At 69.4% G+C, this 25,547-nt stretch carries 30 protein-coding genes; 13 read left to right on the top strand and 17 right to left on the bottom strand.

All coding sequences use genetic code 11. The features are described 5' to 3' along the window. The first annotated feature begins 11 nt into the window (after window positions 1–11). Together QM774_RS10820 and QM774_RS10825 are read left to right on the top strand one after the other, a co-directional pair. Window positions 12–431 (top strand): TIGR02611 family protein, encoded by a 420-nt coding sequence (locus QM774_RS10820; RefSeq protein WP_414975874.1) that lies wholly within the window; start codon window positions 12–14, stop codon window positions 429–431. Between the two features lie 54 nt (window positions 432–485). Then, entirely contained in the window at window positions 486–2,063 is a 1,578-nt protein-coding gene (locus QM774_RS10825) for a Rieske 2Fe-2S domain-containing protein (RefSeq protein WP_414975875.1), read from the top strand. A gap of 20 nt (window positions 2,064–2,083) precedes the next feature. Here the strand turns inward: QM774_RS10825 and QM774_RS10830 are convergent, their stop codons facing one another. Beyond that, window positions 2,084–2,464: an iron chaperone gene (locus tag QM774_RS10830; protein ID WP_414975876.1), complete on the bottom strand. Its 381-nt coding sequence runs from the start codon at window positions 2,462–2,464 to the stop codon at window positions 2,084–2,086. Window positions 2,465–2,483: 19 nt separating this feature from the next. Between QM774_RS10830 and QM774_RS10835 the strand changes: the two genes are divergently transcribed. The 3 genes from QM774_RS10835 to QM774_RS10845 are packed head-to-tail and all read left to right on the top strand — an operon-like array spanning window position 2,484 to window position 5,307. Next, entirely contained in the window at window positions 2,484–3,455 is a 972-nt protein-coding gene (locus tag QM774_RS10835) for a FecCD family ABC transporter permease (protein ID WP_414975877.1), read from the top strand. Beyond that, a complete protein-coding gene (locus tag QM774_RS10840) occupies window positions 3,452–4,315 on the top strand; it encodes an ABC transporter ATP-binding protein (RefSeq protein ID WP_414975878.1) in 864 nt (287 codons plus the stop codon). The genes QM774_RS10835 and QM774_RS10840 overlap by 4 nt, the downstream gene beginning before the upstream one ends. Beyond that, the gene (locus tag QM774_RS10845; protein ID WP_414975879.1) at window positions 4,312–5,307 is read left to right on the top strand and encodes an ABC transporter substrate-binding protein; all 996 of its coding nucleotides are present in this window, start codon (window positions 4,312–4,314) and stop codon (window positions 5,305–5,307) included. Before QM774_RS10840 ends, QM774_RS10845 begins: the two co-directional genes overlap by 4 nt. Window positions 5,308–5,371: 64 nt before the next feature. Here QM774_RS10845 and QM774_RS10850 read toward each other — a convergent pair whose 3' ends face one another. The 4 genes from QM774_RS10850 to QM774_RS10865 are packed head-to-tail and all read right to left on the bottom strand — an operon-like array spanning window position 5,372 to window position 8,003. Then, window positions 5,372–5,656, bottom strand: a complete 285-nt coding sequence (locus tag QM774_RS10850) for a DUF2316 family protein (RefSeq protein WP_414975880.1) — start codon at window positions 5,654–5,656, stop codon at window positions 5,372–5,374. Between the two features lie 59 nt (window positions 5,657–5,715). Next, entirely contained in the window at window positions 5,716–6,525 is an 810-nt protein-coding gene (locus tag QM774_RS10855; protein ID WP_414975881.1) for a CPBP family intramembrane glutamic endopeptidase, read from the bottom strand. A 28-nt stretch (window positions 6,526–6,553) separates the two neighbouring features. After that, complete coding sequence (locus tag QM774_RS10860) at window positions 6,554–7,246, bottom strand: class I SAM-dependent methyltransferase (RefSeq protein ID WP_414975882.1); 693 nt, start codon at window positions 7,244–7,246, stop codon at window positions 6,554–6,556. Continuing rightward, window positions 7,239–8,003 carry a DUF2470 domain-containing protein gene (locus QM774_RS10865; protein WP_414975883.1) on the bottom strand — a complete coding sequence of 255 codons (765 nt, stop codon included), beginning with the start codon at window positions 8,001–8,003 and terminating at the stop codon, window positions 7,239–7,241. Before QM774_RS10865 ends, QM774_RS10860 begins: the two co-directional genes overlap by 8 nt. A gap of 145 nt (window positions 8,004–8,148) precedes the next feature. Here QM774_RS10865 and pheA point away from each other — a divergent pair, with 145 nt between their 5' ends. Both pheA and QM774_RS10875 read left to right on the top strand, forming a co-directional pair. Further along, window positions 8,149–9,027 carry a prephenate dehydratase gene (pheA, locus tag QM774_RS10870; protein WP_414975884.1) on the top strand — a complete coding sequence of 293 codons (879 nt, stop codon included), beginning with the start codon at window positions 8,149–8,151 and terminating at the stop codon, window positions 9,025–9,027. 1 nt (window position 9,028) lies between these two features. Next, the gene (locus tag QM774_RS10875; RefSeq protein ID WP_414975885.1) at window positions 9,029–9,676 is read left to right on the top strand and encodes a histidine phosphatase family protein; all 648 of its coding nucleotides are present in this window, start codon (window positions 9,029–9,031) and stop codon (window positions 9,674–9,676) included. A 15-nt stretch (window positions 9,677–9,691) separates the two neighbouring features. Here QM774_RS10875 and QM774_RS10880 read toward each other — a convergent pair whose 3' ends face one another. Both QM774_RS10880 and QM774_RS10885 read right to left on the bottom strand, forming a co-directional pair. Continuing rightward, entirely contained in the window at window positions 9,692–10,042 is a 351-nt protein-coding gene (locus QM774_RS10880) for a metallopeptidase family protein (protein ID WP_414975886.1), read from the bottom strand. A 16-nt stretch (window positions 10,043–10,058) separates the two neighbouring features. Next, a complete protein-coding gene (locus tag QM774_RS10885) occupies window positions 10,059–11,162 on the bottom strand; it encodes a septum formation family protein (RefSeq protein WP_414975887.1) in 1,104 nt (367 codons plus the stop codon). Window positions 11,163–11,219: 57 nt separating this feature from the next. On the opposite strand from QM774_RS10885, the gene serS reads away from it, so the two are divergent. The 3 genes from serS to QM774_RS10900 all read left to right on the top strand — a co-directional run bounded on the left by serS (window position 11,220) and on the right by QM774_RS10900 (window position 14,602). Further along, window positions 11,220–12,491, top strand: a complete 1,272-nt coding sequence (serS, locus tag QM774_RS10890) for a serine--tRNA ligase (protein ID WP_414975888.1) — start codon at window positions 11,220–11,222, stop codon at window positions 12,489–12,491. Window positions 12,492–13,065: 574 nt separating this feature from the next. Further along, complete coding sequence (locus QM774_RS10895; protein ID WP_414975889.1) at window positions 13,066–14,040, top strand: LCP family protein; 975 nt, start codon at window positions 13,066–13,068, stop codon at window positions 14,038–14,040. Between the two features lie 19 nt (window positions 14,041–14,059). Then, window positions 14,060–14,602 carry a ferritin gene (locus tag QM774_RS10900; RefSeq protein ID WP_414975890.1) on the top strand — a complete coding sequence of 181 codons (543 nt, stop codon included), beginning with the start codon at window positions 14,060–14,062 and terminating at the stop codon, window positions 14,600–14,602. A 4-nt stretch (window positions 14,603–14,606) separates the two neighbouring features. Here QM774_RS10900 and QM774_RS10905 read toward each other — a convergent pair whose 3' ends face one another. The 8 genes from QM774_RS10905 to msrA form a co-directional block, all read right to left on the bottom strand. Beyond that, window positions 14,607–15,386, bottom strand: coding sequence for a GNAT family N-acetyltransferase (locus QM774_RS10905; protein ID WP_414975891.1), 780 nt, complete (start codon window positions 15,384–15,386; stop codon window positions 14,607–14,609). Further along, complete coding sequence (locus QM774_RS10910; RefSeq protein ID WP_414975892.1) at window positions 15,383–16,354, bottom strand: DUF5926 family protein; 972 nt, start codon at window positions 16,352–16,354, stop codon at window positions 15,383–15,385. Before QM774_RS10910 ends, QM774_RS10905 begins: the two co-directional genes overlap by 4 nt. 44 nt (window positions 16,355–16,398) lie before the next feature. Continuing rightward, window positions 16,399–17,190, bottom strand: coding sequence for a glycerophosphodiester phosphodiesterase (locus QM774_RS10915; protein WP_414975893.1), 792 nt, complete (start codon window positions 17,188–17,190; stop codon window positions 16,399–16,401). Beyond that, on the bottom strand, window positions 17,187–18,176 hold the full coding sequence (locus QM774_RS10920) for a DUF4328 domain-containing protein (protein ID WP_414975894.1): 990 nt from the start codon (window positions 18,174–18,176) through the stop codon (window positions 17,187–17,189). Before QM774_RS10920 ends, QM774_RS10915 begins: the two co-directional genes overlap by 4 nt. Continuing rightward, a complete protein-coding gene (locus tag QM774_RS10925) occupies window positions 18,173–18,511 on the bottom strand; it encodes a rhodanese-like domain-containing protein (RefSeq protein ID WP_414975895.1) in 339 nt (112 codons plus the stop codon). The genes QM774_RS10920 and QM774_RS10925 overlap by 4 nt, the downstream gene beginning before the upstream one ends. Window positions 18,512–18,928: 417 nt before the next feature. Beyond that, window positions 18,929–19,696 carry a DNA glycosylase AlkZ-like family protein gene (locus QM774_RS10930; protein ID WP_414975896.1) on the bottom strand — a complete coding sequence of 256 codons (768 nt, stop codon included), beginning with the start codon at window positions 19,694–19,696 and terminating at the stop codon, window positions 18,929–18,931. Beyond that, the gene (locus QM774_RS10935; protein ID WP_414975897.1) at window positions 19,620–20,030 is read right to left on the bottom strand and encodes a DNA glycosylase AlkZ-like family protein; all 411 of its coding nucleotides are present in this window, start codon (window positions 20,028–20,030) and stop codon (window positions 19,620–19,622) included. The genes QM774_RS10930 and QM774_RS10935 overlap by 77 nt, the downstream gene beginning before the upstream one ends. Before the next feature lie 2 nt (window positions 20,031–20,032). Further along, window positions 20,033–20,749, bottom strand: a complete 717-nt coding sequence (msrA, locus tag QM774_RS10940) for a peptide-methionine (S)-S-oxide reductase MsrA (RefSeq protein WP_414975898.1) — start codon at window positions 20,747–20,749, stop codon at window positions 20,033–20,035. Window positions 20,750–20,889: 140 nt separating this feature from the next. Here msrA and QM774_RS10945 point away from each other — a divergent pair, with 140 nt between their 5' ends. After that, window positions 20,890–21,042, top strand: a complete 153-nt coding sequence (locus tag QM774_RS10945; RefSeq protein ID WP_414975899.1) for a hypothetical protein — start codon at window positions 20,890–20,892, stop codon at window positions 21,040–21,042. A gap of 105 nt (window positions 21,043–21,147) precedes the next feature. Continuing rightward, window positions 21,148–21,777 carry a superoxide dismutase gene (locus tag QM774_RS10950; RefSeq protein WP_414975900.1) on the top strand — a complete coding sequence of 210 codons (630 nt, stop codon included), beginning with the start codon at window positions 21,148–21,150 and terminating at the stop codon, window positions 21,775–21,777. Between the two features lie 116 nt (window positions 21,778–21,893). Here the strand turns inward: QM774_RS10950 and QM774_RS10955 are convergent, their stop codons facing one another. Beyond that, complete coding sequence (locus QM774_RS10955) at window positions 21,894–22,646, bottom strand: energy-coupling factor transporter transmembrane component T family protein (RefSeq protein WP_414975901.1); 753 nt, start codon at window positions 22,644–22,646, stop codon at window positions 21,894–21,896. After that, complete coding sequence (locus tag QM774_RS10960; RefSeq protein ID WP_414975902.1) at window positions 22,643–24,664, bottom strand: ABC transporter ATP-binding protein; 2,022 nt, start codon at window positions 24,662–24,664, stop codon at window positions 22,643–22,645. The genes QM774_RS10955 and QM774_RS10960 overlap by 4 nt, the downstream gene beginning before the upstream one ends. A gap of 160 nt (window positions 24,665–24,824) precedes the next feature. Between QM774_RS10960 and QM774_RS10965 the strand changes: the two genes are divergently transcribed. Further along, window positions 24,825–25,523, top strand: a complete 699-nt coding sequence (locus QM774_RS10965) for a TMEM165/GDT1 family protein (protein WP_414975903.1) — start codon at window positions 24,825–24,827, stop codon at window positions 25,521–25,523. Window positions 25,524–25,547: the final 24 nt, after the last annotated feature.

Here is a 25,547-nt window from a genome sequence, read left to right on the forward strand (position 1 = left end):
CCTCGACGGCGATGCTGTCCCGTTTGAGCGACGCGGTCCGACGTCTCGGCCGCCGCTACCACCACGTGCGCCACCACCACCGGTACGGCTGGCTGCTGCGATACCTGACGATCACCGCCGGAATCCTGGTCACCGTCGTCGGCGTCATCGCGATCCCCTACCCGGGCCCCGGCTGGGCGATCGTCTTCCTGGGGCTGCTGATCCTGTCGCAGGAGTTCGAGTGGGCGGCGCGTCTCCGGCACGCGATCATGGACCGGCTGAATCGCTTCTACGCGCGCTACATCGACGGCAACCGGCTGGCGCAGGCCGCGTTGGGGATCGGCACCGTCGCGATCGTGTTGCTGACGTTGTGGCTGTCCGGTGCGCTGGGGCTGGCCGCCGGGTGGGTGGGCCTGCACTCTCCGGGGTGGCGTTCACCGTTCGTGCGCTGACCGGCCTCCGATAGGCTGAAGGGGCACAGCCCTGCGAAGAAAGGCATCAGCCCAGTGCAGATCACCAGCATCGGCCACGCCGGCTTCCACATCGAGACCGCCGCCGGATCGATCCTCTGCGACCCGTGGGTCAATCCCGCCTACTTCGCGTCGTGGATCCCGTTCCCGGACAACACCGAGCTGGACTGGAAGAAGCTGGGCGACTGCGACTACCTGTACGTCTCGCACCTGCATCGGGATCACTACGACGAGAAGAACCTGATCGAGAACGTCAACAAGGACGCCACGGTTCTGCTGCCCGACTACCCGGTGCCCGATCTCAAGCGCGACCTCGAGCGCCTCGGCTTCACCAAGTTCGTCGAGACGGAGGATTCGACGAAGCATCACGTGTCGGGGCCGAAGGGCGATCTGGACGTCATGATCATCGCGCTGCGGGCACCGGCGGACGGCCCGATCGGCGACTCCGGCCTGATCGTCGACGACGGCGAGACCGTCGTGTTCAACATGAACGACGCCCGGCCGATCGATCTGGACGTCGTGAAGGACGAGTTCGGTCACGTCGACGTGCATCTGCTGCAGTACTCGGGCGCCATCTGGTACCCGATGGTCTACGACATCCCGAAGAAGTCGAAGGCCAACTTCGCCAAGCAGAAGCGTCAGCGCGGCATGGATCGTTGCCGCAGCTACATCGAGCAGGTCGGCGCCACCTGGGTGGTTCCGTCGGCCGGCCCGCCCATGTTCCTGGACGACGACCTCTACGCGTTGAACGACTTCAACACCGGTTCCGAGTCCGATCAGGCGTCGATCTTCCCGGATCAGGCCGAGTTCCTGGAGCAGATGAAGACGCACGGCACCGATGACGGCGTCAAGCATCGCGGTCTGATGATGGTGTCGGGGTCGTCGGCCACGTTCGCCGGCTCGGAGATGCAGTCGATCGAGCATCCGTATCCGCCGGAGCAGGTGTTCGGCGAGAACAAGAAGCCGTACCTGGACCGGATGAAGGAGAAGTTCGCGCCGATCATCGCCGCGGACAAGGCCACCTGGGCGCCGGCCGAGGGCGATCCTCTGCTGCCGCAGCTCAAGGAGCTGTTCGAGCCGATCATGGCGCAGTCGGATCTGATCTGCGACGGCATCGGTTACCCGGTGGGTCTGGTGGTCGGTGACGAGACCTTCGTGCTCGACTTCCCGAAGCGGGAGGTGCGGATGCGCCAGGACGGCGACGGCAAGTACCGCTACGGCTTCCGTATCGATCCGGTGCTGGTCCGTACGGTGCTGCGCGACAACGAGCCGGACTGGGTGAACACGATCTTCCTGTCGACCCGGTTCACCACCTGGCGTATCGGCGGCTACAACGAGTACCTGTACACGTTCTTCAAGTGTCTGACCGACGAGCGCATCGCGTACGCCGACGGCTGGTTCGCCGAAGCCCACGACGACGATCAGACGGTGGAGCTGGACGGCTGGACCATTCAGCGTCGCTGCCCGCACCTGAAGGCCGACCTCGGCAAGTTCGGTGTGATCGACGGCGACAAGCTGACCTGCAACCTGCACGGCTGGGAGTGGGACCTGAAGTCGGGTCGCTGCCTGACGTCGAAGGGCCACGAGATCAGCGCGGAGAAGTCCGGCAGCTGACGGTCAGGGGCGCCCCGAGTTCAGGGACGCCACAGCGTGGTGACCCCGGCCTTCTCGGTGATCTGCAGGTCGATGATGCTCGCCAGGAGGTCGTGGTCGATCGGCTGATCCCAGCCGATCCGGATGAGCTGTTTGGTGGTGGTGTAGCCGGCGGCATGGATGCGTTCGCGCATCCGGTCCAGGACGGCGGTCTCGGGTCCGACGGCGATGTTCTTGGCGAACACCGAGAAGCCGATGATGTAGGTGCCGTGGTCGAGGAACATCGGCTGGTTCCATTTCATCACCGGTTCCAGTTGCTGCCAGGTGGCGCCGACCCAGTCGAGGATTCCGGCGAGTTTCGCGCGGTGTTCGGGGTCCGGGATGTCGTCGAGGAATTCGTCGACGGTCGTGAACTTGGGCATGCCCATCATCTTGCACCCGATGGCATCTCAGCGTGGCCGCAAGTCCGTTTCGTCGAGATCGCTGGGCGTCTCCACCACCAGTTCGGCGAACCTCGGCTTCGTCGAGACCCTGAAGGTGCTGACCGGCCAGGTGAGCGGGACCCCGGCCGACCGGGTCGCCGACGCCCTGCCGGCAGTGGTGCTCGCCGTCCTGGGCGGCATCTCGCTGGCCCTCTCCGGCGCGATCTTCCAGACCGTCACCCGCAACCCTCTCGGCAGCCCGGACATCATCGGCTTCACCACCGGCGCCTACACCGGTGCGCTGATCGCCATGCTGGTGTTCGGTCTCGGTTCCACCGGAACCACGGTCGGCGCGCTCATCGGCTGTCTGCTGACCGGCTTCGCGTTGTGGTGGCTCGGCATGCGCGGCGGCACCGGCAACTACCGATTCATCATCGTCGGTATCGGCATCTCGGCCATGCTGGTCGCGTTCAACGGCTACCTGGTGTCCACGGCCAGCACCCAGAACGCCGGCGCGGCCGCAGCCTGGGGCATGGGCAGTCTGAGCAACCTCACCATGAGCGACACCATCCCGGTGTTCGTGGTCCTGGCCGTCCTCATCCCGGCGCTGATCACGGTCGCGCCCCGCATGCGCATGTTCGAGCTCGGCCCGGACTCGGCGCAGAGCAAGGGCGTGAACACCGGCAGCACCGAGATCCTCCTGCTGATCCTGGGCGTCGGTTTCGCCGCCGCGACCACCGCCATCGCCGGCCCGATCGCCTTCGTGGCCCTGGTAGCCCCGCAGCTGGCGGCGCGACTGACGCCGAGCGCCGGCATCCCGCTGGTCACCTCCGCCGCCGTCGGCGCCACCCTGCTGGTGTCCAGCGACGCGATCGCCCGGACCATCCTGGCCCCGACCACCCAGCTGCCGGTCGGTGTCGTCACCAACTCGCTCGGCGGCATCTATCTCCTGTTCCTGCTGATCTCCCAGGCACGAAAGGCACGCTTGTGACCGCCACCGCCCCCACCACGACGGCCCGTCTCACCGGTACGGGCCTGCGCGTCGGCTACGGCGACCGCACCATCATCGACGACCTCGACGTCGCGATCCCGGACGGTTCGTTCACGGTGATCGTCGGCCCCAACGCGTGCGGCAAGTCCACGCTGCTGCGCGCCCTCTCCCGGCTGCTGACCCCGCAGGCCGGACAGGTGGAGCTCGACGGCCGGCCGGTCAAGGACTTCGGCGGCAAGGAGTTCGCCCGCGAGGTGGGTCTGCTGCCGCAGCAGTCGATCGCACCGGAAGGCATCACGATCATCGATCTGGTCTCGCGCGGCCGGTTCCCGTACCAGAAGATGTTCCAGCAGTGGACCGACGCCGACCAGGAGGCCGTCGACCGGGCGCTCGCCGTGACCCGGCTGACCGAGCTGTCGACGCGCCCCGTGGAGGCCTTGTCCGGCGGTCAGCGCCAACGCGTCTGGATCGCGATGGCGCTCGCCCAGGAGACGCCCATCCTGCTGCTCGACGAGCCGACCACCTACCTGGATCTGGCCCACCAGCTCGAGGTGCTCAACCTGTGCTCGCAGCTCAACGCCGAGGGCACCACCCTGGTCGCGGTTCTGCACGACCTCAACCAGGCGGCCCGGTTCGCCACCCATCTGATCGCCATGCGCAGCGGCGAGATCATCGCGACCGGCGCACCGAAGGACATCCTCGACGCCGATCTGGTGGAGAAGGTGTTCGGCGTGCGTTCCCAGGTGATCGACGATCCGGAGACCGGCACCCCGCTGGTGGTGCCGCTCGCCATCGATCCCGTCGACCTGTCCGCACTGCCGGGCGACACCGCAAACCTCAAGGAAAGGAATCGGTCATGACGATCAAACGCATCGGGGCGGTCTTCGCCGTGGTCGCCGCGCTCATCGTGGCGCTCACCGCGTGTGTGAAGTCCGACAACAGCAAGTCCGGCGTCTTCAACGACCCGAAGGGGTCCGCCCTGGACCTGCCCGCCAATCCGAAGGTGGTGGCGCTCGGCTGGTCCGACGGCGCGATCGCCCTCGAGTTCGGCGTCAAGCCGGCCGCCATCTACGACTGGCTGGGCTTCGGCGACGCCACCAAGGGTGTGGGCGAATGGGATGCAGACAAGTTCGGTGCCGACTCCCCGACCCTGATCTCCGCGCAGAGCCAGGGTGCCTTCAACTACCAGCAGATCCAGGAGCTGAAGCCGGACGTCATCCTGAACGTCCGCGCCAAGAACGACTCGGCCGTCACCGACCAGCTGTCGAAGATCGCGCCGGTCGTCACCGCCCCCGACGGCAGCGGTGACTTCGCGGTCAACTGGAAGACCCAGACCGAGGTCATCGGCGCCGCACTCGGCAAGAGCGACCAGGCCAAGTCTCTGATCGACGCCACCCAGGCCACCAGCGACCGCCTCAAGAGCGAGAATCCGGCCTTCGCCGGCAAGACCTTCACCTACGGCGTGAAGTTCGGTGAGGCCTACGGCGCCTACCTGGCCGGTGACGCCCGCTTCGACATCGTCTCCGGACTGGGCTTCACCCAGAATCCGCCGGTGGAGAAGCTGCAGAGCTCGGGCTTCTTCGCGAGCGTTCCGGTGGAGCGGGTCGGCGACCTGGACTCCCAGGTGGCCCTGTTCTCGACGATCGGCCTGCCGTTCGCCGATCTGCAGAACGACGCCCGGATCAACGCCCTGAACGTGGTGAAGGACGGCCGCGCCGTCGAGATCGACGGCAACGACCCGTCGGTGCAGGCGATGTCGGCGGGTACCCCCGTCTCGCTGGACTACGCGCTGGACAAGGTGGTGCCGCAGCTGGCTGCGGCCGCCGCCCGTCAGCCCGTCGCCGCGAACTGACCGTACGAGAGACGCCGCGCCGCTCACCGGGAGGTGAGCGGCGCGGCGTTCGTCGTGTGCGGTGTTACTTCTTGCCGAGGTGGGTCAGCTTGTTCGCCTCGGTCATCACGGTGGCGACCTGAGCGACCTTGCCGGCGTCCTTGAGCGTCTTGTGGACGGTGTTGTGCACCTTCCACACGTGCTCGGCGGTGGACGCCGTCTGCTTCACGTTGATCGCGTTCTGCGTCTCTTCCTCGGTGAGGCCGGACTGCTTGGCGATCTGGGGGATGGTGAGGCCGCTCTGCTTGATGTGCGCGGCCAGTTCCTTGCGTGCGATGGCGGCTTCTGCCGGAGAAAGTTGTGTAGCCATGAGGAAAGCGTACGTTCGCGCAGGTCCCGCTGCCGGGCTGTTTCGGTAAATCTCCTGTTTCAGCTTCCGGTCACGAATCCGAGATGGTCGTGCAGCAGGGCGTAGCCGAGGAAGGCGACGACGTCGATCACGGCGTGCGCGATCACCAGCGGCCATACCCGGCCGGTCGCCTGATACCACCGCCCGAACACCACTCCCATGACGAGGTTGCCGAGGCCGCCGCCGAAGCCCTGGTAGAGGTGATAGCCGCCGCGCAGGACGGCGGAGGCGGCCAGGGAGGAGTTCTTGCCGACTCCCAGCTGCTTGAGCCGGACCAGGAAGTAGGCGACCACCACGATCTCCTCGGCGACGGCGTTCCCGATCGCCATCAGCACCAGCGTGACGTATTGCCACCACGGGCCGTCGTTCTGGCTGGCGACCAGGTCGGCGTTGAGGCCGAGCGCCTTGGCGGCGGCGAGCAGGCCGAGTCCGGGCAGGCCGATGAGGGCGGCCAGCGCGAGGCCGGGAGGCACGTCACGACGCTGCGGCCGGCCCAGACCGAGCGTGCCGAGCTTCAGACCGCTGCGCCACAGCAGGTACACGGCGAGTGCACCGATGGCGAGGAGCCGGGACGCCGACATCAGCTGCCGGATCAGATCGATCCAGCCGACGTCGGCCTGCTTCGGGTTGATCGCGACGGTCGTCGAACCGATACCGCCGGCCGACAACTGGGCGTCGATCAGCGAGAGCAGCGCCGAGAGTGCGGAGAAGCCGAAGGTGAGGACGCCGACGATGACGAGTTCGATCACCAGCGCGCGCCGGGCGGCCGGATCGGTCTCCACGGCGACATCCGGCTCCGGCGCCGTCCGCAGCCTCTCGGTGACGTTCACCCCAGTCAGGGTAGCCAGCGGGGCAGGATCAGTCGCGGAGCAGTTCGTTCGCGACGAAGGCGACGCCGCGGAAGTAGGGACGCGGTGAGGAGAAGCCGGCCGCCGACGACAGTTGGACCAGCTCGTTCTCGCTGAGCGGATGGAAGTCCGCCGACAGCCGCTGACGCATGGCCGCCAGCCCGTCCGGGTCCACTCCGCGGGCCGCGGCGTATTCGGCGATCACGTCCAGATCGTCGTCGTCGCAGGCCATCAGGTCGCACAGGAGCAGGGGCGCACCGCTCCGCAGGCGGGACGCGACGTCGCCGAGGAAGGCGCGCTTAGCCGGATCGCCGGCGACGAAGTGCATGACGAGCAGACTGACCGCGGCATCGAAGTCGCCCTCACCGCTCCCCAGATCGGCGGCGCGTCCCTCGTGGAAGGCCACATTGGTGAGACCGGCGGCCTGGGCGCGCCGCCGGGCGACCGCCAGCATGGCCGGCGACGGATCGACGCCCACCAGGTCCCATCCGGGGTTGGCTTGAGCGAGGGCGAGCGTCTCGGTTCCGGTGCCGGCCCCGACGACGAGCACCCGCGCCCGTTCGGGCAGACGCGCGGCGAGGACGGCCGCACTGATCTCGTGGAGTTCGGCGTAGCCGGGCACCAGGTTCACGATCCGGGCGTCGTAGCCGAGCGCGTTCTGGGCGTCGAACCGCCGGGCGCCGTCGAGTGTCGCGTTACTCATGGGAGGCGGTGTCCATCGAGCCCTGGACCAGCTCGTGCAGTGCTGCCGTCAGATCGGACACCCGGGTGCACGGCCGGCCGAACGGCAGCCGCACGTCCGAGTCGGTGGTCGGCGTCTCCACCCGGAAGGTGATGCCGAAGCGATCCAGGCCGAGCGGACGGACGCGGCCCTGCCGCAGATGCTTGGGGAAGCTGCTGGCGAGCCGGTAGACGAGGTCCTGGTGGTCGGCTTCCAGGTGCGAGATCCACTGGCTCTCGTACTCCCAGAACGGGTCGGGTTCGGCACCCGAGAGCGTGTCCGCGTCGACTGCGGCGGCGCCGGTCGACGTCGCGATCACCGCGTTGTCGAGTTCCAGGCGCAGCAGGCAGTGACCGTGGCCCACGTCCAGGAGCCGGGCGTCGGGGTGATCGCCGGCGATCTCGATGGCGAGCTCGCGCTCCAGCTGCGCGGGCACCGAGTGCACGCGGCCGGACAGCCAGATCAGGGACCGCACCCGCTCCCGCAGGCTGATCGGCGCGCAGTCCGCCAGCTCCAGCATGGCCGGCACCCCTTCGAAGGTGTGCTCGGCGAGCTCGCGGACCGGGGTGTCGTCGGAGACGACCATGAAGGCCTCGGACTCGAAGAGGTGCACCATCGCGACCGCGGCCGGGCTGCAGCCGTCCACGGACAGTGTTCCTTCGTGTGCGCGCCGGCAGGCGGTCTGGATCCGCTCGGCGTCGCACGGCACCGGAACGGTGAAGCTGTCGATTCCCGTCATGCGGGGGTCCTCCTCGGGGTCGTCACCTCGGCGCGGTCTCTCCATCGAACTTAGGTACGCCTTAGTTATGGTCACCTAAGTTACGGCGAGGTAGGGGCGTCGTCAACCGTTCTCGCACAATCAGGGACCGACTACCCTGATCGACGTGACCGCCTTCGCATACTTCGGGCCCGCCGGCACCTTCACCGAGATGGCCCTGAACCGACTGCTGGAGCGCGGCGTCGTCCCGACCGGCGGCGAAGTCACCACCGTCGCCGCCGACTCCCCCGCCGCCGCCGCCGCTCTCGTCCGCGACGGGCGCGCCGACTACGCCTGCGTCCCGATCGAGAGCTCCCTGGAGGGCTCCGTGCCGGCGACCATGGACGCCCTCACCCCCGACCACGCCGAACAGCCGCTGCAGGCCTACGCCGAGGTCGCCCTCGACATCGCGTTCACCATCGCGGCCCGCGAGAGTCTGCGCGACGACGACGTCCACACGATCGCGGCCTACCCGGTGGCCTCCGCGCAGGTGCGTGACAGCGTCGCGGCACGGTTCCCGCACGCACGCTTCGTGCCCGCTTCGTCGAACGCCGGCGCCGCGCGGGACGTCGCCGACGGCCACGCCGATGCCGCCGTGACGACGCCGATCGCCGCCGGACTCCACCACCTGACCCCGTTGTGCGAGGGCGTCGTCGACAGCGAAGCCGTCACCCGATTCCTGCTGATCGGCCGTGCCGGCGCACCGACGCCGCGCACCGGCACCGACCGCACGTCGGTGATCCTCGACCTCGCCAACGTGCCCGGCAGCCTGGTCAACGCCCTGAGCGCCTTCGCCGACCGCGACGTCGACCTCACCCGCATCGAGTCCCGCCCCCGCGGCGCGGGCCAGTACCGCTTCTTCCTCGACGCCGCCGGACACCTCGACGACCCTCACGTCAGCGAGGTGCTGGATGCCCTGGAAGGCAGCGTGGACCGCGTCGTCTATCTGGGCTCGTGGCCGGTCGACGAACGGTGGCTGCAGCTGCTGCGGCAGGACGGGGACTGACGTGGCCCGGCTGTATCTGGTCCGCCACGGCGAGACCACCGCCAACGTCATGCAGCAGCTCGACACCGCGCTCCCCGGCGCGAACCTCACCGACTTCGGTGCCCGGCAGGGTGTGCGCTTCGGGTTGGAGAACCCGCTGACCGGACCGGCCGTGCTGGTGAACTCGGTGGCCGGACGCGCACAGCAGACCGCCGGCCTCATCGCGTCGGTCTGGGAGACCGATCCGCAGACGGTCGAAGGCATCCACGAGGTCCAGGTCGGCGACCTGGAAGGGCGCAGCGACCGCGACGCGCACCTGCAGTTCAGGGACGTCGTCCACCGCTGGCACCACGGTGAGCTCGACGCGCGCGTACCGGGCGGCGAATCCCTCGAGATGATCCGGGCCCGCTACATCCCGGTGCTGCACGACCTGGCGCTGACTCACCTGACCGGCGACGAGCAGCGCGACGTGTACGTGGTCTCGCACGGGGCGGCGATCCGGCTGGCCGCCGCTCACCTGGCGAACGTCGACCCCGAGTTCGCGATGAAGAGCCACCTCCGGAACACCGACTCGGTGGAGCTGGAGTTCGACGGCAACGGCTGGACCCTGCACCGGTGGGGCCGGCTCACCGACTTCACCCCCGGCGTCGACGACGAACCGATGGGCTGACCGGCGGCGGGCGCGTCAGCCCCACCCGTTGGCGTGCAGCCAGGCGTCGTCGATCCCGAAGTGATGACCGACCTCGTGAAGCACGGTCACCGCGACCTCGTGCCGCACCTCGTCGGCGGTCCGGCACATGGCCAGGATCGGCTCACGATAGATCTCGATGGTGTCCGGCAGGAACCCCGCGTACTCGGTGGTGCGCTGGGTGAGGGCGACCCCGGTGTACAACCCGAGGATGTGCGGGTCGTCGGGGTTGGCCGGCTGCACCAGAAAGACCACGTTCGACATGGCCTCCATCAGTTCTTCCGGCAGCAGATCGAGGGCTTCCCCGACGAGGTTCTCGAAGTCCTCGTCGGACATGCGGACGGCCACGATGATTCCGGTGCGGTCAGCCGGCCGGCGCCGGCACTTCCTGCGGGTTCGGCACGTAGCCCTCGGGCTCGGGCACCGGGGTCGGCAGAGCGCGCCCCGGGGGGCCCTCGGCGGGCGGCACCGGCAGCTTGCCGTTGATCAGCAGCTGCTGGCGGGCGTCGCCGACCAGACGGGCGAAACCACCGCGGTCGGGCAACGCGACGTAGCAGACGACCCGACGGCTTCCGGTCATCCAGCTCACCTCGGAGATCACCGACCACTGCACGTTGAGGGTGGTCTTCTTGAACTTGTCCGGGCCCTTGAAGAACTGGTTGGTCTGCGTGGGGCAGATCGTCTTGAGGTAGACGTTCTGATCGTCCACCGACGGCCACGGCTTGCCGGAGCCCCGATTGCCGAACCGCTGCGACAGGTCGATCACGCCGGTGGTCTGGAAGGCGTGCGGTTCGGCGCAGTTGACCGGCTCGGTGGTCGGCTTGCGGGTCTGCGGATCGATGCCGATGCAGGTGCCGACCGGCCACGCGAACGACTGGTCGGTGTCGGCGGCGCGGCCGGTGAACTCGTCCTGCACGCCCTTGGTGCCCGGCTGCTCGATGCCGCAGCGCAGCACGCGGGCGCCGCGCTCCCACTGGGCCTGCGACGGGAACATCATGCCGACCGCGAACCGGCCCTGCGGGTCCAGCCCGCCGCCGAGGTACCGGTTGACGACCGACTCGCACTGCTCGTCACGGATCTCGGCGAAACGGTCGGGTCCGGGCCACTGCGCGTTCTTGGCGAACTCGGTGCCCGGGAAGTCGGAGGTGTCCAGCGCGCCGGCCACCTCGAACCGGTGCTTCTCGGTGCACGGCACCTTGGTCGGCTGCCCGGCGCCGTCGGCCGACCACTCCAGGCAGTCGCCCGGTTGCGACCGGGTGAAGTCGTTGGCCTCGTAGTTGCCTTCGCCGATCGCCGAACCGCCCAGCCCGTCCGCGTCGTCGAAGCCGCCGCGGAACCAGAGGACGCCGCCGGCGGCCAGTCCGCCGAGCAGCACGGCGACCAGCACGGCGACCATGCGGGTCCCCCTGCTGATGGTGCGCGCGGCGTCGTCGGCCGGCTCCAGGATGTCTTCACTGTCCGAACTCATCGCCGTCCATCATGCCTGGTCGAATCGCGCGTTGTTACCCGAGTAGGGTTGTGAGTCGTGATTGACCTGAAGTTCCTACGGGAGAATCCCGACGCCGTCCGCGATTCGCAGCGCGCCCGCGGGGAGGATCCGGCGCTGGTCGACCGGCTTCTGGAGGCCGATGCGGCCCGTCGCGCATCGATCGCGGACGCCGACACCCTGCGCGCCGAACAGAAGGCGCTCGGCAAGCGCGTCGGCCAGGCGTCCGGCGACGAGAAGACGGCGCTTCTGGATCAGGCCAAGCAGCTCGCCGACAAGGTGAAGGCGGCCGTCGCCGCCCAGAACGAGGCCGGCGCGGCGTTCGACAGCGCGTACCGGTCGATCTCGAACATCATCGCCGAGCAGACTCCGCCGGGCGGCGAGGACGACTTCGTGGTGCTCGAGACCGTCGGCACCCCGCCGGAGCTCACCGATCCGAAGGATCACCTGGAACTGGGCGAGACGCTCGGTCTGATCGATATGGGCCGCGGCGCCAAGGTGTCCGGCTCACGCTTCTACTTCTTGACCGGTCAGGGCGCGATGCTCCAGCTCGGTCTGCTGAACATGGCCGCCGCCAAGGCGACCGCCGCCGGGTTCACCATGATGATTCCCCCGGTGATGGTGAATCCGGAGATCATGGACGGCACCGGTTTCCTCGGTGCGCACGCCGACGAGGTGTACCGGATCAAGGCCGATGACGAGAAGGACCAGAAATATCTGGTCGGCACGTCGGAGGTGCCGCTGGCCGGCTACCACTCCGACGAGATCCTGGATCTGTCCGACGGTCCGAAGCGGTACGCCGGCTGGTCGACCTGCTTCCGCAGCGAGGCCGGCTCGTACGGCAAGGACACCCGCGGCATCATCCGGGTCCACCAGTTCGACAAGGTCGAGGGCTTCGTCTACTGCAAGCCGGAGGACGCCGAAGCCGAGCATCAGCGTCTGCTCGACTTCGAGAAGTCGATGCTGGCGGCGATCGATGTGCCGTACCGCGTCATCGACGTGGCCGCCGGCGACCTGGGCAGCTCGGCGTCGCGCAAGTTCGACTGCGAAGCCTGGGTGCCGACACAGAACACCTACCGCGAGCTGACGTCGACATCGAACTGCACCACGTTCCAGGCGCGCCGCCTGCAGACGCGCTACCGCGACGACAACGGCAAGCCGCAGACCGCCGCGACCCTCAACGGCACCCTGGCGACCACCCGCTGGATCGTCGCGATCCTGGAGAACCATCAGCAGCCCGACGGTTCGGTGACGATCCCGGAGGAGCTGGCGCGCTTCACCGGCTTCGACGTCCTCACGCCGCCCGCCTGATCCTCGGCCCGCGGTTTCATCGGGCAAATCTCAGGATGCCGCCGGTAATCTTGCGCTGATGAACCGTCAGCCCCCCGAGCCGCCGCAGCGGCGGACGCCCGCCGACCCGGGCCGTCCCGCGGCGCCCGGAGGCCGACCCCCGGTGCCGCCCCCGGCCGACGCGACCCGGCAGGTGCCGCCGGCGAATCCGCCGCAGCCACCGCCCCGCGCCTGGTCGCAGGACCCCATTCCCCGCGGCGTTCCCTATCAGCCGCGCCCGCCGGCCGCGCCCGGCGGTTACGCGCCGCGTCAGGAACCCCAGCCGATCCCGCCGGAGGAGATCCGGCGGTCCCGTCAGGCGCCGCCGCGTCCGGCCGCCGCACCGTCTCGACGGCCGTCATCCCCGCCGCCCTCGCCCCAGAAGCCGCCATCTCAGCGGCCTTCCTCCCAGCGGCCCTCGTCTCAGCGGCCGCCGGCACCCCGACCCCGCCCGGAACAGGGCGCCCGCCCACGACCCTCCCAGCCGCGTCCGGCCGAGCCGCTCGCACCGCAGCGGCGTCCGCGGCGGGGCCGGTCCCGGCCGGCGGCTGCCCCGGTGAAGCGCTCGCGTCGCTCCCGCCGGCTCCCCCGGCTGCCGCGGCGTCCGCTCCGCAAGCTGCTGATCCTGGTCCTGGTGATGCTTCTGCTGCCGATCGGTCTGCTGTTCTACTACGACACCAAGCTGCACCGGGTGGACGCCCTCGCGAACTATTCCGGCCGGCCGAGCGACACCCCCGGAGCCAACTGGCTGATCGTCGGCACCGACTCGCGGGAGGGGCTCACCCAGGAACAGAAGGACGAGCTGGCCACCGGTGACGCCGAAGGCGAACGCACCGACACGATCATGCTGGCCCACATCCCGCTGACCGGGAAGCCGATGCTGATCAGCATCCCGCGCGATCTGTACGTGCCGATCCCCGGCATGGGCAGCCACAAGATCAACGCCGCCTTCAACGACGGCGGACCGCAACTGCTGGTCCAGACGGTCGAAGGCCTGACGGGTCTGCGGATCGACCACTACGCGCAGATCGGTTTCGGCGGCTTCGACAAGGTGGTGGACAGTGTCGGCGGCGTCAAGATGTGCATCGACCAGCCGCTCCGCGACCCGAAGGCCGGCCTGAATCTGAAGGCGGGCTGCCAGAAGCTGAACGGCAAGCAGGCCCTGGGCCTGGTGCGTACCCGCGCCTTCCCCAACGCCGACCTCGAGCGCGTGGTGAATCAGCGCAAGTTCTTCTCGGCGTTGATGAAGCGCGGCATGAGCCCGGCGGTGTTCCTCAACCCGTTCCGGCTGTTCCCGTTCATGAGCGGCGTGGCGTCGTCGGTGACGGTCGCGAAGGGCGACCACCTGTGGAACCTGGCCTGGCTCGGTTTCCGGTTGCGCGGCAACTTCATCACCACCACCACGCCGACCGCCGGCGCCGAATACACCGACGACGGCGACTCCCTGGCGGTCGGCGACAACACGAACGAGTTCTTCGCCTATCTCCGCAAGGGCAAGACCCCTCCCGACGAGCTGCTCAGCAACGGGTGAGGTCCCCTATCCTGGGCGCATGACCTCTTCGCTCACCAAGTTCCAGGAACTTCTGCTCGACCAGATCAGCAACGAGTTCTCCGCCTCGCAGCAGTACATCGCGGTCGCGGTCTACTACGACGGCCACGATCTGCCCCAGATCGCGCAGCACTTCTATGCGCAGGCGGTCGAGGAGCGGAACCACGCGATGATGATCGTCCAGTACTTCCTGGACCGCGATATCGAGGTGAAGATCCCGGGCGTGGCCGCCCCGAAGACGGATTTCACCGACTACCGGGAGCCGATCGAGCTGGCGCTGGACCAGGAGAAGGCGGTCACCGATCAGATCGTGAAGCTGGCGAGCACGGCCCGCGACTCCGGCGATTACCTGGGCGAGCAGTTCATGCAGTGGTTCCTCAAGGAGCAGGTCGAGGAGGTCGCCACCATGACGACGCTGCAGACGATCGCCGAGCGCGCCAACGGCAACCTGTTCGATCTGGAGAGCTTCGTTCAGCGCGAGCTGAACACCGGCGGCGGCGCCGCCGATCCGTCCGAGCCCGCGGCGGCCGGCGGAAACCTCTGACGCTCTACGGGCCGTCCGGCGCCGGCGTCCAGTAGGCGGCGCTGTCCGGGATCTCGGGCACGGTACGAAAGCCCAGCGTGGTGAGCAGGGCGGCCCCGTCGGGGCTGGGTTCGGCGACGATCGTCCGCGCGCTCGCACTCGCCCACGCGGCGACCGTCGCGACGAGGGCGCGTCCGATGCCGCGGCGACGGGCGTCCGCCACGACCGCGACGTCGACGATCTCGGCGAGGGCGCGATGCCGCCACCCGGTGGTCATGCCGACGGGGCGGTCATCGCGGTAGGCGACCCACCGCGGCCACGGCAGCGCCTCCGCGACGGCCCGGCGGCGGGCGCGTTCGTCCCCGTCGTCGAACCAGCCGCATGCCCCGGCGACGTCCAGCCAATCGTCGAGACCCCGCGCTGACGACACCCGCCGGATGTCGATCTCGGCATCCGCTGCCGGCACATCCAGCGGAAGCGTCCGGCCGGCGCCGAAAGCGGAGTCCTCGGGCTGCCATCCGCCGGTGCGGGCCACCTCCGGAAAGCGGTGATCGGAATCGGCGAGATGGCAGGTGGCCGGTGCCTCGCCGAACCAGACGCCCAGTTCGGCGAGCAGCCCGGGATCGGGGAGCCGTCCCCGGTCGACGAGAACACCGTTGAGGTCGTTGCTGTCGCATCCGCTCCGGACGGCGGTCCACCCGTCACCCGAACGGACCGGAACGTCCGGGAGCGCACCGATCTCGGCGAGCCGGCGGCATGCGGCCTCCCCGACGGCGCGCGCGATCGCGACGTCCCCGGCGGTCACACGCGCAGGGTCACCTGGCGGCCGATGATTCCCTTGCGGGCGCTGCGCTCGGCGGCGGTCAGCTCCGAGGTGTCGGCCAGCGCTTGCGTGACGGCGGCGTCGAACGCGTCGAGGCCCTCCTGCCACTCCTGCGAGTGCTTCTCCGGGTCGAGGTCGAACACCGGGACGAGGAGGCCGTGCGTGCGGAACGAGCCGGCGAACCGGGAGCCCTCACCCAGGGTGAGGCTGCCGGCGGCGTTCACCTTGGCGAGCGCGTCCATCAGTGCGTTCTCGTCCTCGGGCCGCACCCAGCGAAGGTGGGCCTTGGCGCCGGCATGCACCCACCACGGGGCGCCGGTGCAGCTCTTGGGCTTCATCCGCGACGTCGGCATGATCGTCGCGTTGGCCTGTTCGAGCATGGCCTTGGCCTGCGGCGGAATGCTGTCGGCATCGTCGCCGAACCACCACTCGAAGTCCTCGTAGACCATGATCTTGAGCGGTGCGGACGGGTCGACGATCTCCTCGATCTTCGTCACGTCCGACGGTGCCTCGAACTTCGCATCCGGTTCGGCCGATGCCGCCCAGGTGAGGGCGGCGGCGAGGGAACCGGTCAGGTCGGCGGGCTCGGGGTCGGTCTGCAGACCGACGAGCCCCTGGGTCACCTTGCCGTCGGCGTCGCCGGCGTTGCCGCCCTTCTCACCCCAGATGGCGCCGAGTCGCTGGCGCACGATGCCGGGAACGGCGCCCGGGAGGATCGTCACCCAGTCGGCCTCGTTCGGGGCGTCGAATCCGGACGCGAAACTCACCTGTGCCGAGGCCGACGCGACGAAGGCGCGCAGGGCCACCAGATCGCACTCGGCGGCCGGCAGGGTCTGGAACGGGCGGGCGGGCGCCGCCACGGTGGCCGCCTGTCGTTCCTTGCGTGCCGCCACGCGCTCGGCTCGGTTGCTGCCCGGTCGCGGACCGCTGCCGCGCTTGCTCTTTGCCATGGCTCTACTCTGTCATCCTTTCGGCCGGCCCGAGGAGCGGGGCGTCAATCCACGGTGACGAGCCAGTCCCGGGTGCGGCCCGGGTGATTCGTCGCGATCCAGCGCACGCCGAGGTCGGCACACAACTGCACGTCTTCCCGGTTGTCGACGGTCCAGCAGTAGGTGACCCGGCCGGCGGCCGCGGCCTTGTCGACCAGGTCGGGGTGCTCGCGCAGGATCCGCACCGACGGACCGACCCCGGTCGCTCCGACCGCGGTGGCCGGACCGGATCCGATCGCCAGGATGGTGTCGCCGAGCAGGATGGTCGGGAGCATGGGTGCGCTCCGGCGGATGCGCCACACCCCGGAGGGCGAGAACGAGATCACCACGGCGCGACTGTGGTCGGCCGACGGCGGCGCCGCCACATGGAATCTCTGCAGGGTCTCGAGCACCCGCTGCTCCACCTGTGCGCCGTAGCGGACCGGATGTTTGGTCTCGATGAACAGGCGGATCGGGCGACGCCAGTCGAGGGTCAGCTCCATCAGCTGGTCAAGGGTGAGCACCTGTGCGGGGGTGCCGCTGTGCCAGGACCCGAAGTCGTGCTCCTGCAGCTCGGCGAGGGTCATCTCGCTGACGGCGCCGGTACCGTCCGACACGCGTTCGATGGTGCGGTCGTGGATGCAGACCAGTTCGCCGTCGGCGGTGAGCCGGACATCGCACTCGAGGCCGTCGGCGCCCTGCTCGAGGGCCTGCTCGTAGGCCAGCAGGGTGTGTTCGGCGTTCTCACCCGAGGCTCCGCGATGTGCGACGACGGCGGGCTTGCCGGACCGCGAGACGTCCGATCGTCCGGCGGTCATGCGGTCACCACCAGGCGGCGCTCCGGGGGCGCCGGCGCGGTGACACCGGCGACGACCGTGCCGGCGAGCAGCGGCCGCACCCAGTAGACGAAGACCGCCGACGCGACGAACGACACGGTGACCCAGGCGAGGGCGTCGGCGCCCACCTGGATCGAGCCGCCGGACCAGGCCACGATCCGGTAGATCACCGCGATCAGGCCGATCAGGTTGAGCAGTCCCCAGCCGATGCCGACACGCTTGATCCGACGCAGTGCGAGCTCGGCCTCGTTGCCTCCGACGGCGTGGGCGGCCTCCGCGAGCAGGAACGGCGCTCCGGCGGCGCTGACGAACGGCACCGCCGCGAGGGCCGCCACCGTCCACCGGGGCCGCGGGTCGAGCCGGTCGACCTGGGCGTACGAGTCACGGCGCACCGCGACCATCCACGTCGCGAACAGGGAGACGGTGACCAGCGCGACGGCCGCGACGACGGTGCCGAGCACCAGGACCGCGATCGTGGACAGCAGGTCGAGCCAGGCGGGGATGGGGGTTCCGCGGTTGACCACCAGGAGCAGGTACCGCAGGGCGTGCGCGACGGCCGCGGCCACCACCAGCGGACCCAGGCGGCGCAGCCACAGCTGGAGGGCGGCGTCCCGGGTGTCGGCGGGTGCCACCGGCGGAACGGCCTGGTCGATCAGCCCCCAGTCCGGGATCGCCGGGTAGGACGGTGTCCGCGCCGGAGCCGGGGCCTTCGCGGGTGTGCGCGGGAGCAACGTCGATGCCGGGCGATGTGCCACCCAGCGCAGATCGGGACGCACGTAGCGGGAGGCGGCGGGACGCGGCGCGGGCGCCGGTGCCGGTGCCGGTGCGCGAGTGGGGGCGGGTGTGGGCGCCGGCTGCCGGGTCTGGGCGTCGACGACGGTCAGCGGGCCGCCGCACCGTGGGCAGACCGTGCGCTGACCGGTGTGCGTCGCCTTGATACGGCAGCGCGGACAGACGTCGAGGTTCACTCGGGTCCCGTTCTGACCGGCTTGCCGGCGGCCTGCCAGGCGACCATGCCGCCGGAGACCACCGCGCCGTCGATGCCGCGCAGGGAGAGGTACTGCATCAGCCGGAACGAGCGGCCGCTGGTCCGGCAGATGACGAGCAGGTCGTTGTTCAGGTCGAGCTCGTCGATGCGCGAGGGGACGTCGTCGAGGGGGATGTGGAGCGCGCCGGCGACATGCGCCTCCTCCCACTCGTAGTCCTCGCGGACGTCGAGCAGGGTCTGGTCGGTCACCCCGGTGAAGTCGTCCGGAAGGTCGACGACGTCGACCTGTTCGATCTCCATGCTCACGTCTTCCATCGTCGCATATTTCGCCCTCTCCCGGCGGGGGCGTTCGGGCGTCGCGGGCCGGGCCGGAAGCACTAGCACACAGCTGTCCGCGTGCCCGAACGAAGGACGACTCCGGACTCGTTCAGAATTGTCCACAGCCCCGGTGGAAGGGGTGTGTCCCCAGGATTCACAGGCATCCCCAGTTCCTGTGGACAACCCTGTGGATTTGTGGATTAATCCGAGGTCGCGGGCCTGATCTGTGCGGCGCAGATCACATTTTCGGGCCCTGGAGACGTCCCGGTGGCCGTCTCGTTACCTTTCGGTTCCCGAGCGGACACCCTCGACCCGACACCCGATGCCTGTGGACAACGTGTGGACAACACGCGCAGCGACACTCTGAAGTTCAGCTTGCGAGTTGCGCCGGGAACGCTTCCGGATGCAACTTTTTCAGCGGTCCGCGCCGGCCACGAAATCCCGCAGCCGGCAGGCCTCCGCCTCGACGTCGTGGCGCTCGCTCTCGGACAGGTCCCGGAGCGCGTGCAGCGACACCTCGCCGTCGTCCAGCCGCCACGTCGCCGACAGCCATCCGCCGACGAGCACGAACCCCGGCGACCTCCCGTTCGCGGTGACCGTCCGCGCATACAGCGCGGTGTCGGCGAGACGGTCGCGGTCGCCGTTGGCGACGAGCACGTTGTCGTAGGGCGCGACGAATCGGACCGGGGCGGCCACGGCGCCGTCGGCGATCGACAGGCCCTCCAGATCGAACAGCTCGCGATCCCCCGGGCCCGCCAGTTTGGTCAGTTCCCAGTCCGCCTCCATCCGGTCCAGGAGCGCACCCATGCCGCTCAGCCCGCTCCACGTGGTGAGCGCGCCCCGCGTGGCCGGCCCGAAGCCGCGCAGGTACATGCGGATCAGGTCCTTGCGCGCCTCCTCGTCGTCGAGTTCGACGTCCCCGGCACCGATCCACTGATCCAGCAGCAGGTACGACGGCGAGCCCGAGCGGCGCCACAGACCGCGCGGAGGAACCTGGACCAGCGGCAGTGCGGCGCGGGCCACCGCGGCCAGAGCCTCCGGCGGCACGTCCGGCCAGCGTTCGGCGAGCCCGGAACGGATGGCCGAACCCGGTACGGCGTCGGATTCATCGAGTTCGTCGCCGCTGTCGGCGGGCAGGATCTTCGAGCACCGCCGCGACCACGTCGTCGACGGCGACGTCACCGAGGTTGGCGCGGTGGGCCCGGCTGTCCGCATCGAGCGCCGGTTGCACGGTGCGCCGGATCCAGCGGGCATCGAGGCCGTCCATCGCGAAGACGGTGCCGCGCTGCAGCGCCATCCGCACCACTTCGCGGTTCTCGATGAGGCTGTCCAGCTCGTCCGGGTCGAAGTCCGCGATCCGCGACCACAGACCGAAGAAGGGCGCCTGCGGATCCTGCGACTGCAGTCCCACGCAGCGGTCGATCACTTCGACGGCGTCCTCGTCCGCCTGCTCGAGCAGATGCTGGCGTTCGAGCAGGGTGCGGTTCCACTGCTCGACGGTGAGCGCGTCGCCCATTCTCAGGCCTTCGGGAAGCTCAGGCCGGTCGCCGCATGGCAGCGGTAGCCGTTGGGGTTCGCGTCCAGATACTGCTGGTGGTAGGGCTCGGCGTAGTAGAAGTTCCCGTCGCCGGCGTCGGCCAGGAGTGAGATCTCGGTGGTGACGGGTCCGTACCCGGCCTCGGCGAGCACCGGCGCGAATCGTCGCGCCGCCGCCTCGGCCGCGTCGTTGTCGGCGTCGTCGAAGGTGAAGATCGCCGACCGGTACTGCGTGCCGATGTCGTTGCCCTGGCGCATCTCCTGCGTCGGATCGTGGGCGGTGAAGAAGACGGCGAGAAGGTCGTCGAAGGTCAGCGTGCGCGGGTCGTAGACGACGAGCGACGATTCGGTGTGCCCGGTGCGCGCCGTGCACACCTCCTCGTAGGTGGGGTTCGGGGTGTAGCCGCCTGCATACCCGGCGGCGGTGGTGTAGACGCCCGGCACCTGCCACAGGATCTCCTCGATGCCCCAGAAGCAGCCGCCGGCGAGGATCACGGCACGCAGGTCGTCACCCCAGTCGCCGATCCCTCCGGGAGGAAAGGCGCCCGCCGGATCCGGCCGTCCACGCAACGGGTGATGCAGGACGCGGTGCTCCTCGGGGATCGGCATCGGCGTGCTCCGGCCGGGCAGCGCCTCGTCCGGTGAGACCATCACCCGCTTCACGTCGGCGGCGGCCATCATCCGATCGAAGAGACTCATGGATTCAGGGTACGACTCCCCCGGCTGTCTCCCCCGGCACACGGATTTGAAAATGAGACGGACGACACACTAGGGTCGGTTTCACAGTGAGATGTGACGCGCACCACCCGGTGGGTGCGCCACGTACCGGAGGGGGAACCATGACCGCGAGCCGTAGCTCGACGACCAACGCGTCGGGGCTGACCCGCACCACCGAGATCTGGCCGGTCTACAACGTCGGTCTGCGCTGTGCCGCGATCGGCGCCAGCATCGTCGCGATCATCATCGCGATCGCGCTCATCGCGTTCCTGTAGATCCTCCCCGCGCGCGCCTGCGCGGAACGGTTGCGGAAGCCGCGCCGGAGGAGAAGTGTAAAACTGGACTCAGTAGAAGAACGCACTTCAATCGAAAGGATCATCGTGGCCGACTACACCCTGCCCGATCTGGACTACGACTACGGCGCCCTCGAGCCGCACATCTCCGGCAAGATCATGGAGCTGCACCACAGCAAGCACCATGCCACCTACGTCGCCGGCGCCAACACCGCTGTGGAGAAGCTCGCCGAGGCCCGTGAGGCCGGCGACCTGCAGGGCAAGGTGTACGGCCTGTCGGCCAACCTGGCCTTCCACCTCGGTGGTCACACCAATCACTCGATCTTCTGGAAGAACCTGTCGCCCAACGGCGGCGGCGAGCCGACCGGCGCTCTGGCCGAGGCCATCGGCAACGACTTCGGCGGCTTCGACAAGTTCCAGGCGCACTTCACCTCGGCCGCCACCACCCTGCAGGGCAGCGGCTGGGCCATTCTCGGCTACGACACCATCGGCCAGCGTCTGCTCATCCAGCAGCTGACCGACCAGAGCGGCAACACGTCGGCCGCCTTCATCCCGGTCGTCATGCTGGACATGTGGGAGCACGCCTTCTACCTCGACTACCAGAACGTGAAGCCGGACTACGTCAAGGCCTGGTGGAACGTCGTCAACTGGGAGGATGCGGGCCGTCGTTACGAGACCGCCGTCGCCCAGGGCAAGGGCCTGGTCAACCCGGCCTGATCGACCGACGTCAAAGGCGGCCATCCGACGGGTGGCCGCCTTTTTCGTGCCTGCACCGCCTTCGATCACCTGACGCCAGGGTGGGAACACCCCGGGGACGGCCGCCTTTTTCGTGTCTAGAGAACCTTGGTCAGGACGATCGCGGCGGCGCAGGTGACGACCACCAGGATCAGGGCGACGGCGTCCGCGCGGCCCGGACGCGACGGGTAGGCGGTGAGCCGGCCGGTGCCGCCGCGGGCGGTGATGGCCTCACCCATCTCGGCCGCCCGGCGCATGGCCGACGACATGGCCGCCACCACGAGATCGATGACGGTGGGCTCGGCCGACGGATGGCCCGAGTCGGCGCGACCGCGGGGACGCAGCCGGAACGAGGCGCGCAGCATCCGCATCTCGTCCATCAGCATCGGGAGGCCGCGCAGCGAGAGGGCGATGGTGACCGCCCATTCGTCGACCGGCAGCCGCAGCAGTTTCAGGGGCGCCATCAGCCGGGCGAGGGCCGGGGCGATCTCGGCCATCGCAGTGGTCCACACGACGATGATCGACATCGCCAGCGCCAGCAGGCCCAGGGCGGTGGCGCGCAGGAAGACCACCACCCCGTCGACACCGCCGGAGAAGCCGTTCACGGCCGCGCCGATTCCGATGAGCAGCCAGAACCACCAGGGCGGGCGCGGGATGGCGCCGAGCGGAACCTTCGCCAGCAGCAGGAACACCAGCACGTAGACGGCCACCAGAATGAGCGACGGCCAGGACGGCAGCACCCACGTCATGATGCCGAGCACCAGCACGATCAGCAGTTTGGTGCCCGCCCACAGACGGTGGGCCACCGAGTCGCCGGGGATCTGCCGCAGCTGCGGGGCACGTGTACTCATGCCGCCCCCTCCAGCACTCCGTCGGTGAGGGTGACGCGGCGGTTGCAGACGCGGTCGAGGGCCTCGAGGTCGTGGGAGATGATGATGATCGTGATGCCCTGGCGGCGCAGGCCGGCCAGCACATCGAGAACCTCTTCGCGGGCGCCCGGGTCGAGGCCGGCGAGGGGTTCGTCGAGCACCAGCACCTCCGGGTTCGACGCGACCAGGGACGCCAGCACCACACGGCGCATTTGACCGCCGGACAGGGAGTCGACGCGGCGGGCCGCGATCTCGCGCGGCAGGGCCACCAGGTCCAGGACGCGGGCGACCTCGGCGGTGCCGACGCTTTCTCCGCCCACCGCCATGATCTCGTCGCTGACGGTGGTCTTCTGCAGTTGCAGCCGGGCGTGCTGAAAGCCGAGACCCACCTTGCCGACCTGCTCCGCCATCGGCTCGCCGCCCAGCAGCACCCGTCCCTCCGTCGGCTCGATGAGACCGGCGATGATCCAGGCGAGGGTGGTCTTGCCGGAGCCGTTGCCGCCGATGATCAGGACGCCGTCACCGCGATCCACCCGCAGATTCACGTCGTGCAGTGCACCGACCTCCCACGGCGACGCCTCCAGGTAGGTGTGCGACACGTGGTCGACCACCAGCAGCGGCTGGCCGCCGACGTGGTCGGCCGGGAGTTCGGGCAGATGCTCTTCGGGTCGCATCCAGTCGGGATGGTGCTCGACGATGCGCCCGCCCTCGAGGTGGACGACGCGGTCGGCGGCCCGGGCCTCGGAGTCGCGGTGGGTGATCAGCACGACCGCGATGCCGCGGCGGGCCGGCAAGGCCTTGAGGATCTCGATGAGGTCGGAGCGGCCTTGCGGGTCGACCATCGAGGTGACCTCGTCGGCAATCAGCAGTCTGGGATCGCGGGCCAGCGCGGCCGCGACGGCCAGCCGCTGTTGCTGGCCGCCGGACAGGTCGGAGGTCTCCCGGTCACCGAGGCCGTCGAGGCCGACCTCGGCGAGAAGGCCGTCGACGTCCACCTCCTGGTCGGGCGGCAGGCCCCACACGAGGTCGTCGGCGACCCGCGAGCCCAGCATCTGCGCTTCGGGACGCTGGAGGACCATGGCGGTGCCGCCCTTGCGGCCGAGACCGGGGGCACCGGGGCGGTCGACGATGCCGATGGTCGGCTCCGTGCCGGCGAGAAGCTTCGCGAGGGTCGACTTGCCGGAGCCGTTGGCGCCGACGATCGCGACGAACTCCCCCGGGATCAGGGTCAGGTCGATGTCGTGGAGGACGTCGGCGGTGGTGTCCGGGTAGCGGTAGCCGACACCGGCCATCCGCAGCGGCAGCGGCTCGATCGCTTCGTCGACGGTGAGGTCGGCGAAGGAGTCGAGGGTGTCCTGCATGCGGATGTGGGCGAGACGCTCCACCACACCCGACAGGACCCACCAGGCGACGTAGAGCGACAGCAGGGTGCCGATGATGCCGGACACGAGCAGCCACAGCCACCAGTTGTCGACCATGTTCTTGCCGAAGGACTTGAGTCCGTCGGCCACCGACTGGTCGAGGCGCGCGACCATCGTGGCGACGCCGTCGATCGAGTTCTGGAGGATCTGGAGGAACAGCCGGCGCAGCGGCGTCAGCACCCACATGACGAGAACCGAGATGCCGGCCATCAGCGGGGCGATGACGACGGCGACCGCGGTCAGCATGCCGAGTCCGCCGCCGCGGCGCTTCACCTCGCCGACGGCGCCGCCGACGACCGCGGCGGCCAGCACCGACAGGGCGGGGCCGAGGCCGGCGACGGCGAAGGTGACCGCGCTGGCGGTGACCGACGCGGCGACGGCGGCGCGCGGCCGGGTGCGGGCGGCGACGAGTGCGATCGGCACCGGCGCAAGCAGGCCGGCGGCGGTGGCCATCGGGATCACCGCGGCGACCACCACCGACACCACGGTGAGGCCGGACAGGATCGCCACGATGGCGATCTCCAGCGGGCGCAGGGGGCCGGTCACCCGGCGTGTGCGCGGATCGAGGGCGTGAGACACCCCGCCATTGTGCCTGGTGCTGTCTGAGAGCTCCCGACAGCAGGGTGCCCGTCCGTTCGTGTTGCGGGCGCCCGAAACCGTCGTTGCGGCTCTCCTACCTGCATGGATGCGGCTTCGCGATCTGTTGCCGACCATCCGGGGCACGCATAACCTCAGACGCATGTTCGCGGCCCTCCTGCTCAGTTTCGGCGTCATCTTCGTCGCCGAACTCGGCGACAAGTCGCAGCTCATGGCCATGACTTATGCGCTGCGCTATCGCTGGTGGGTGGTGCTGGCGGCGATCACCGCCGCCACCACCGCGGTACACGCCATCTCGGTGCTGCTGGGCCACTTCCTCGGCCTGTCGATTCCGTCGGATCTGATGTCGATCGTCGGCGGTCTCGCCATGCTGGCGTTCGCGCTGTGGACGCTGCGCGGTGACGAACTGTCCGACGACGAGAGCGCGAAGGCGGCCCGGACGGGCGGCTCGGTGTTCCTGGCCGTGATGAGCTCGTTCATGCTGGCCGAGCTGGGCGACAAGACGATGCTCGCCACCATCACGCTGGCCACCGACCGCAACTGGCTGGGCGTGTGGATCGGGTCGACGATCGGCATGGTGGCCGCCGATGCTCTGGCGATCGTGGTCGGCATCGTGGTGGGCCGGCATCTGCCGGAACGCACCGTCTCCCTGGTCGCCGCGGCCCTGTTCTTCGCGTTCGCGGTCTGGCTGCTCTGCGAAGGCCTGTCGGGTGCCGGCACCCCGGTCCTGATCGGGACGCTCGTCGCCGTCGCCGTCATGCTGATCGTCGGCACGGTGATCATCGCCTCGACGTGGCGACGCCGGGCCCGCGAGTCCACGGCAGCACCCGTCCCCCACTGACAGCGGCCCCACACCTGCGGGCCG

It is taken from the genome of Gordonia sp. (in: high G+C Gram-positive bacteria) (assembly GCF_047600565.1).
GTDB lineage: Bacteria > Actinomycetota > Actinomycetes > Mycobacteriales > Mycobacteriaceae > Gordonia.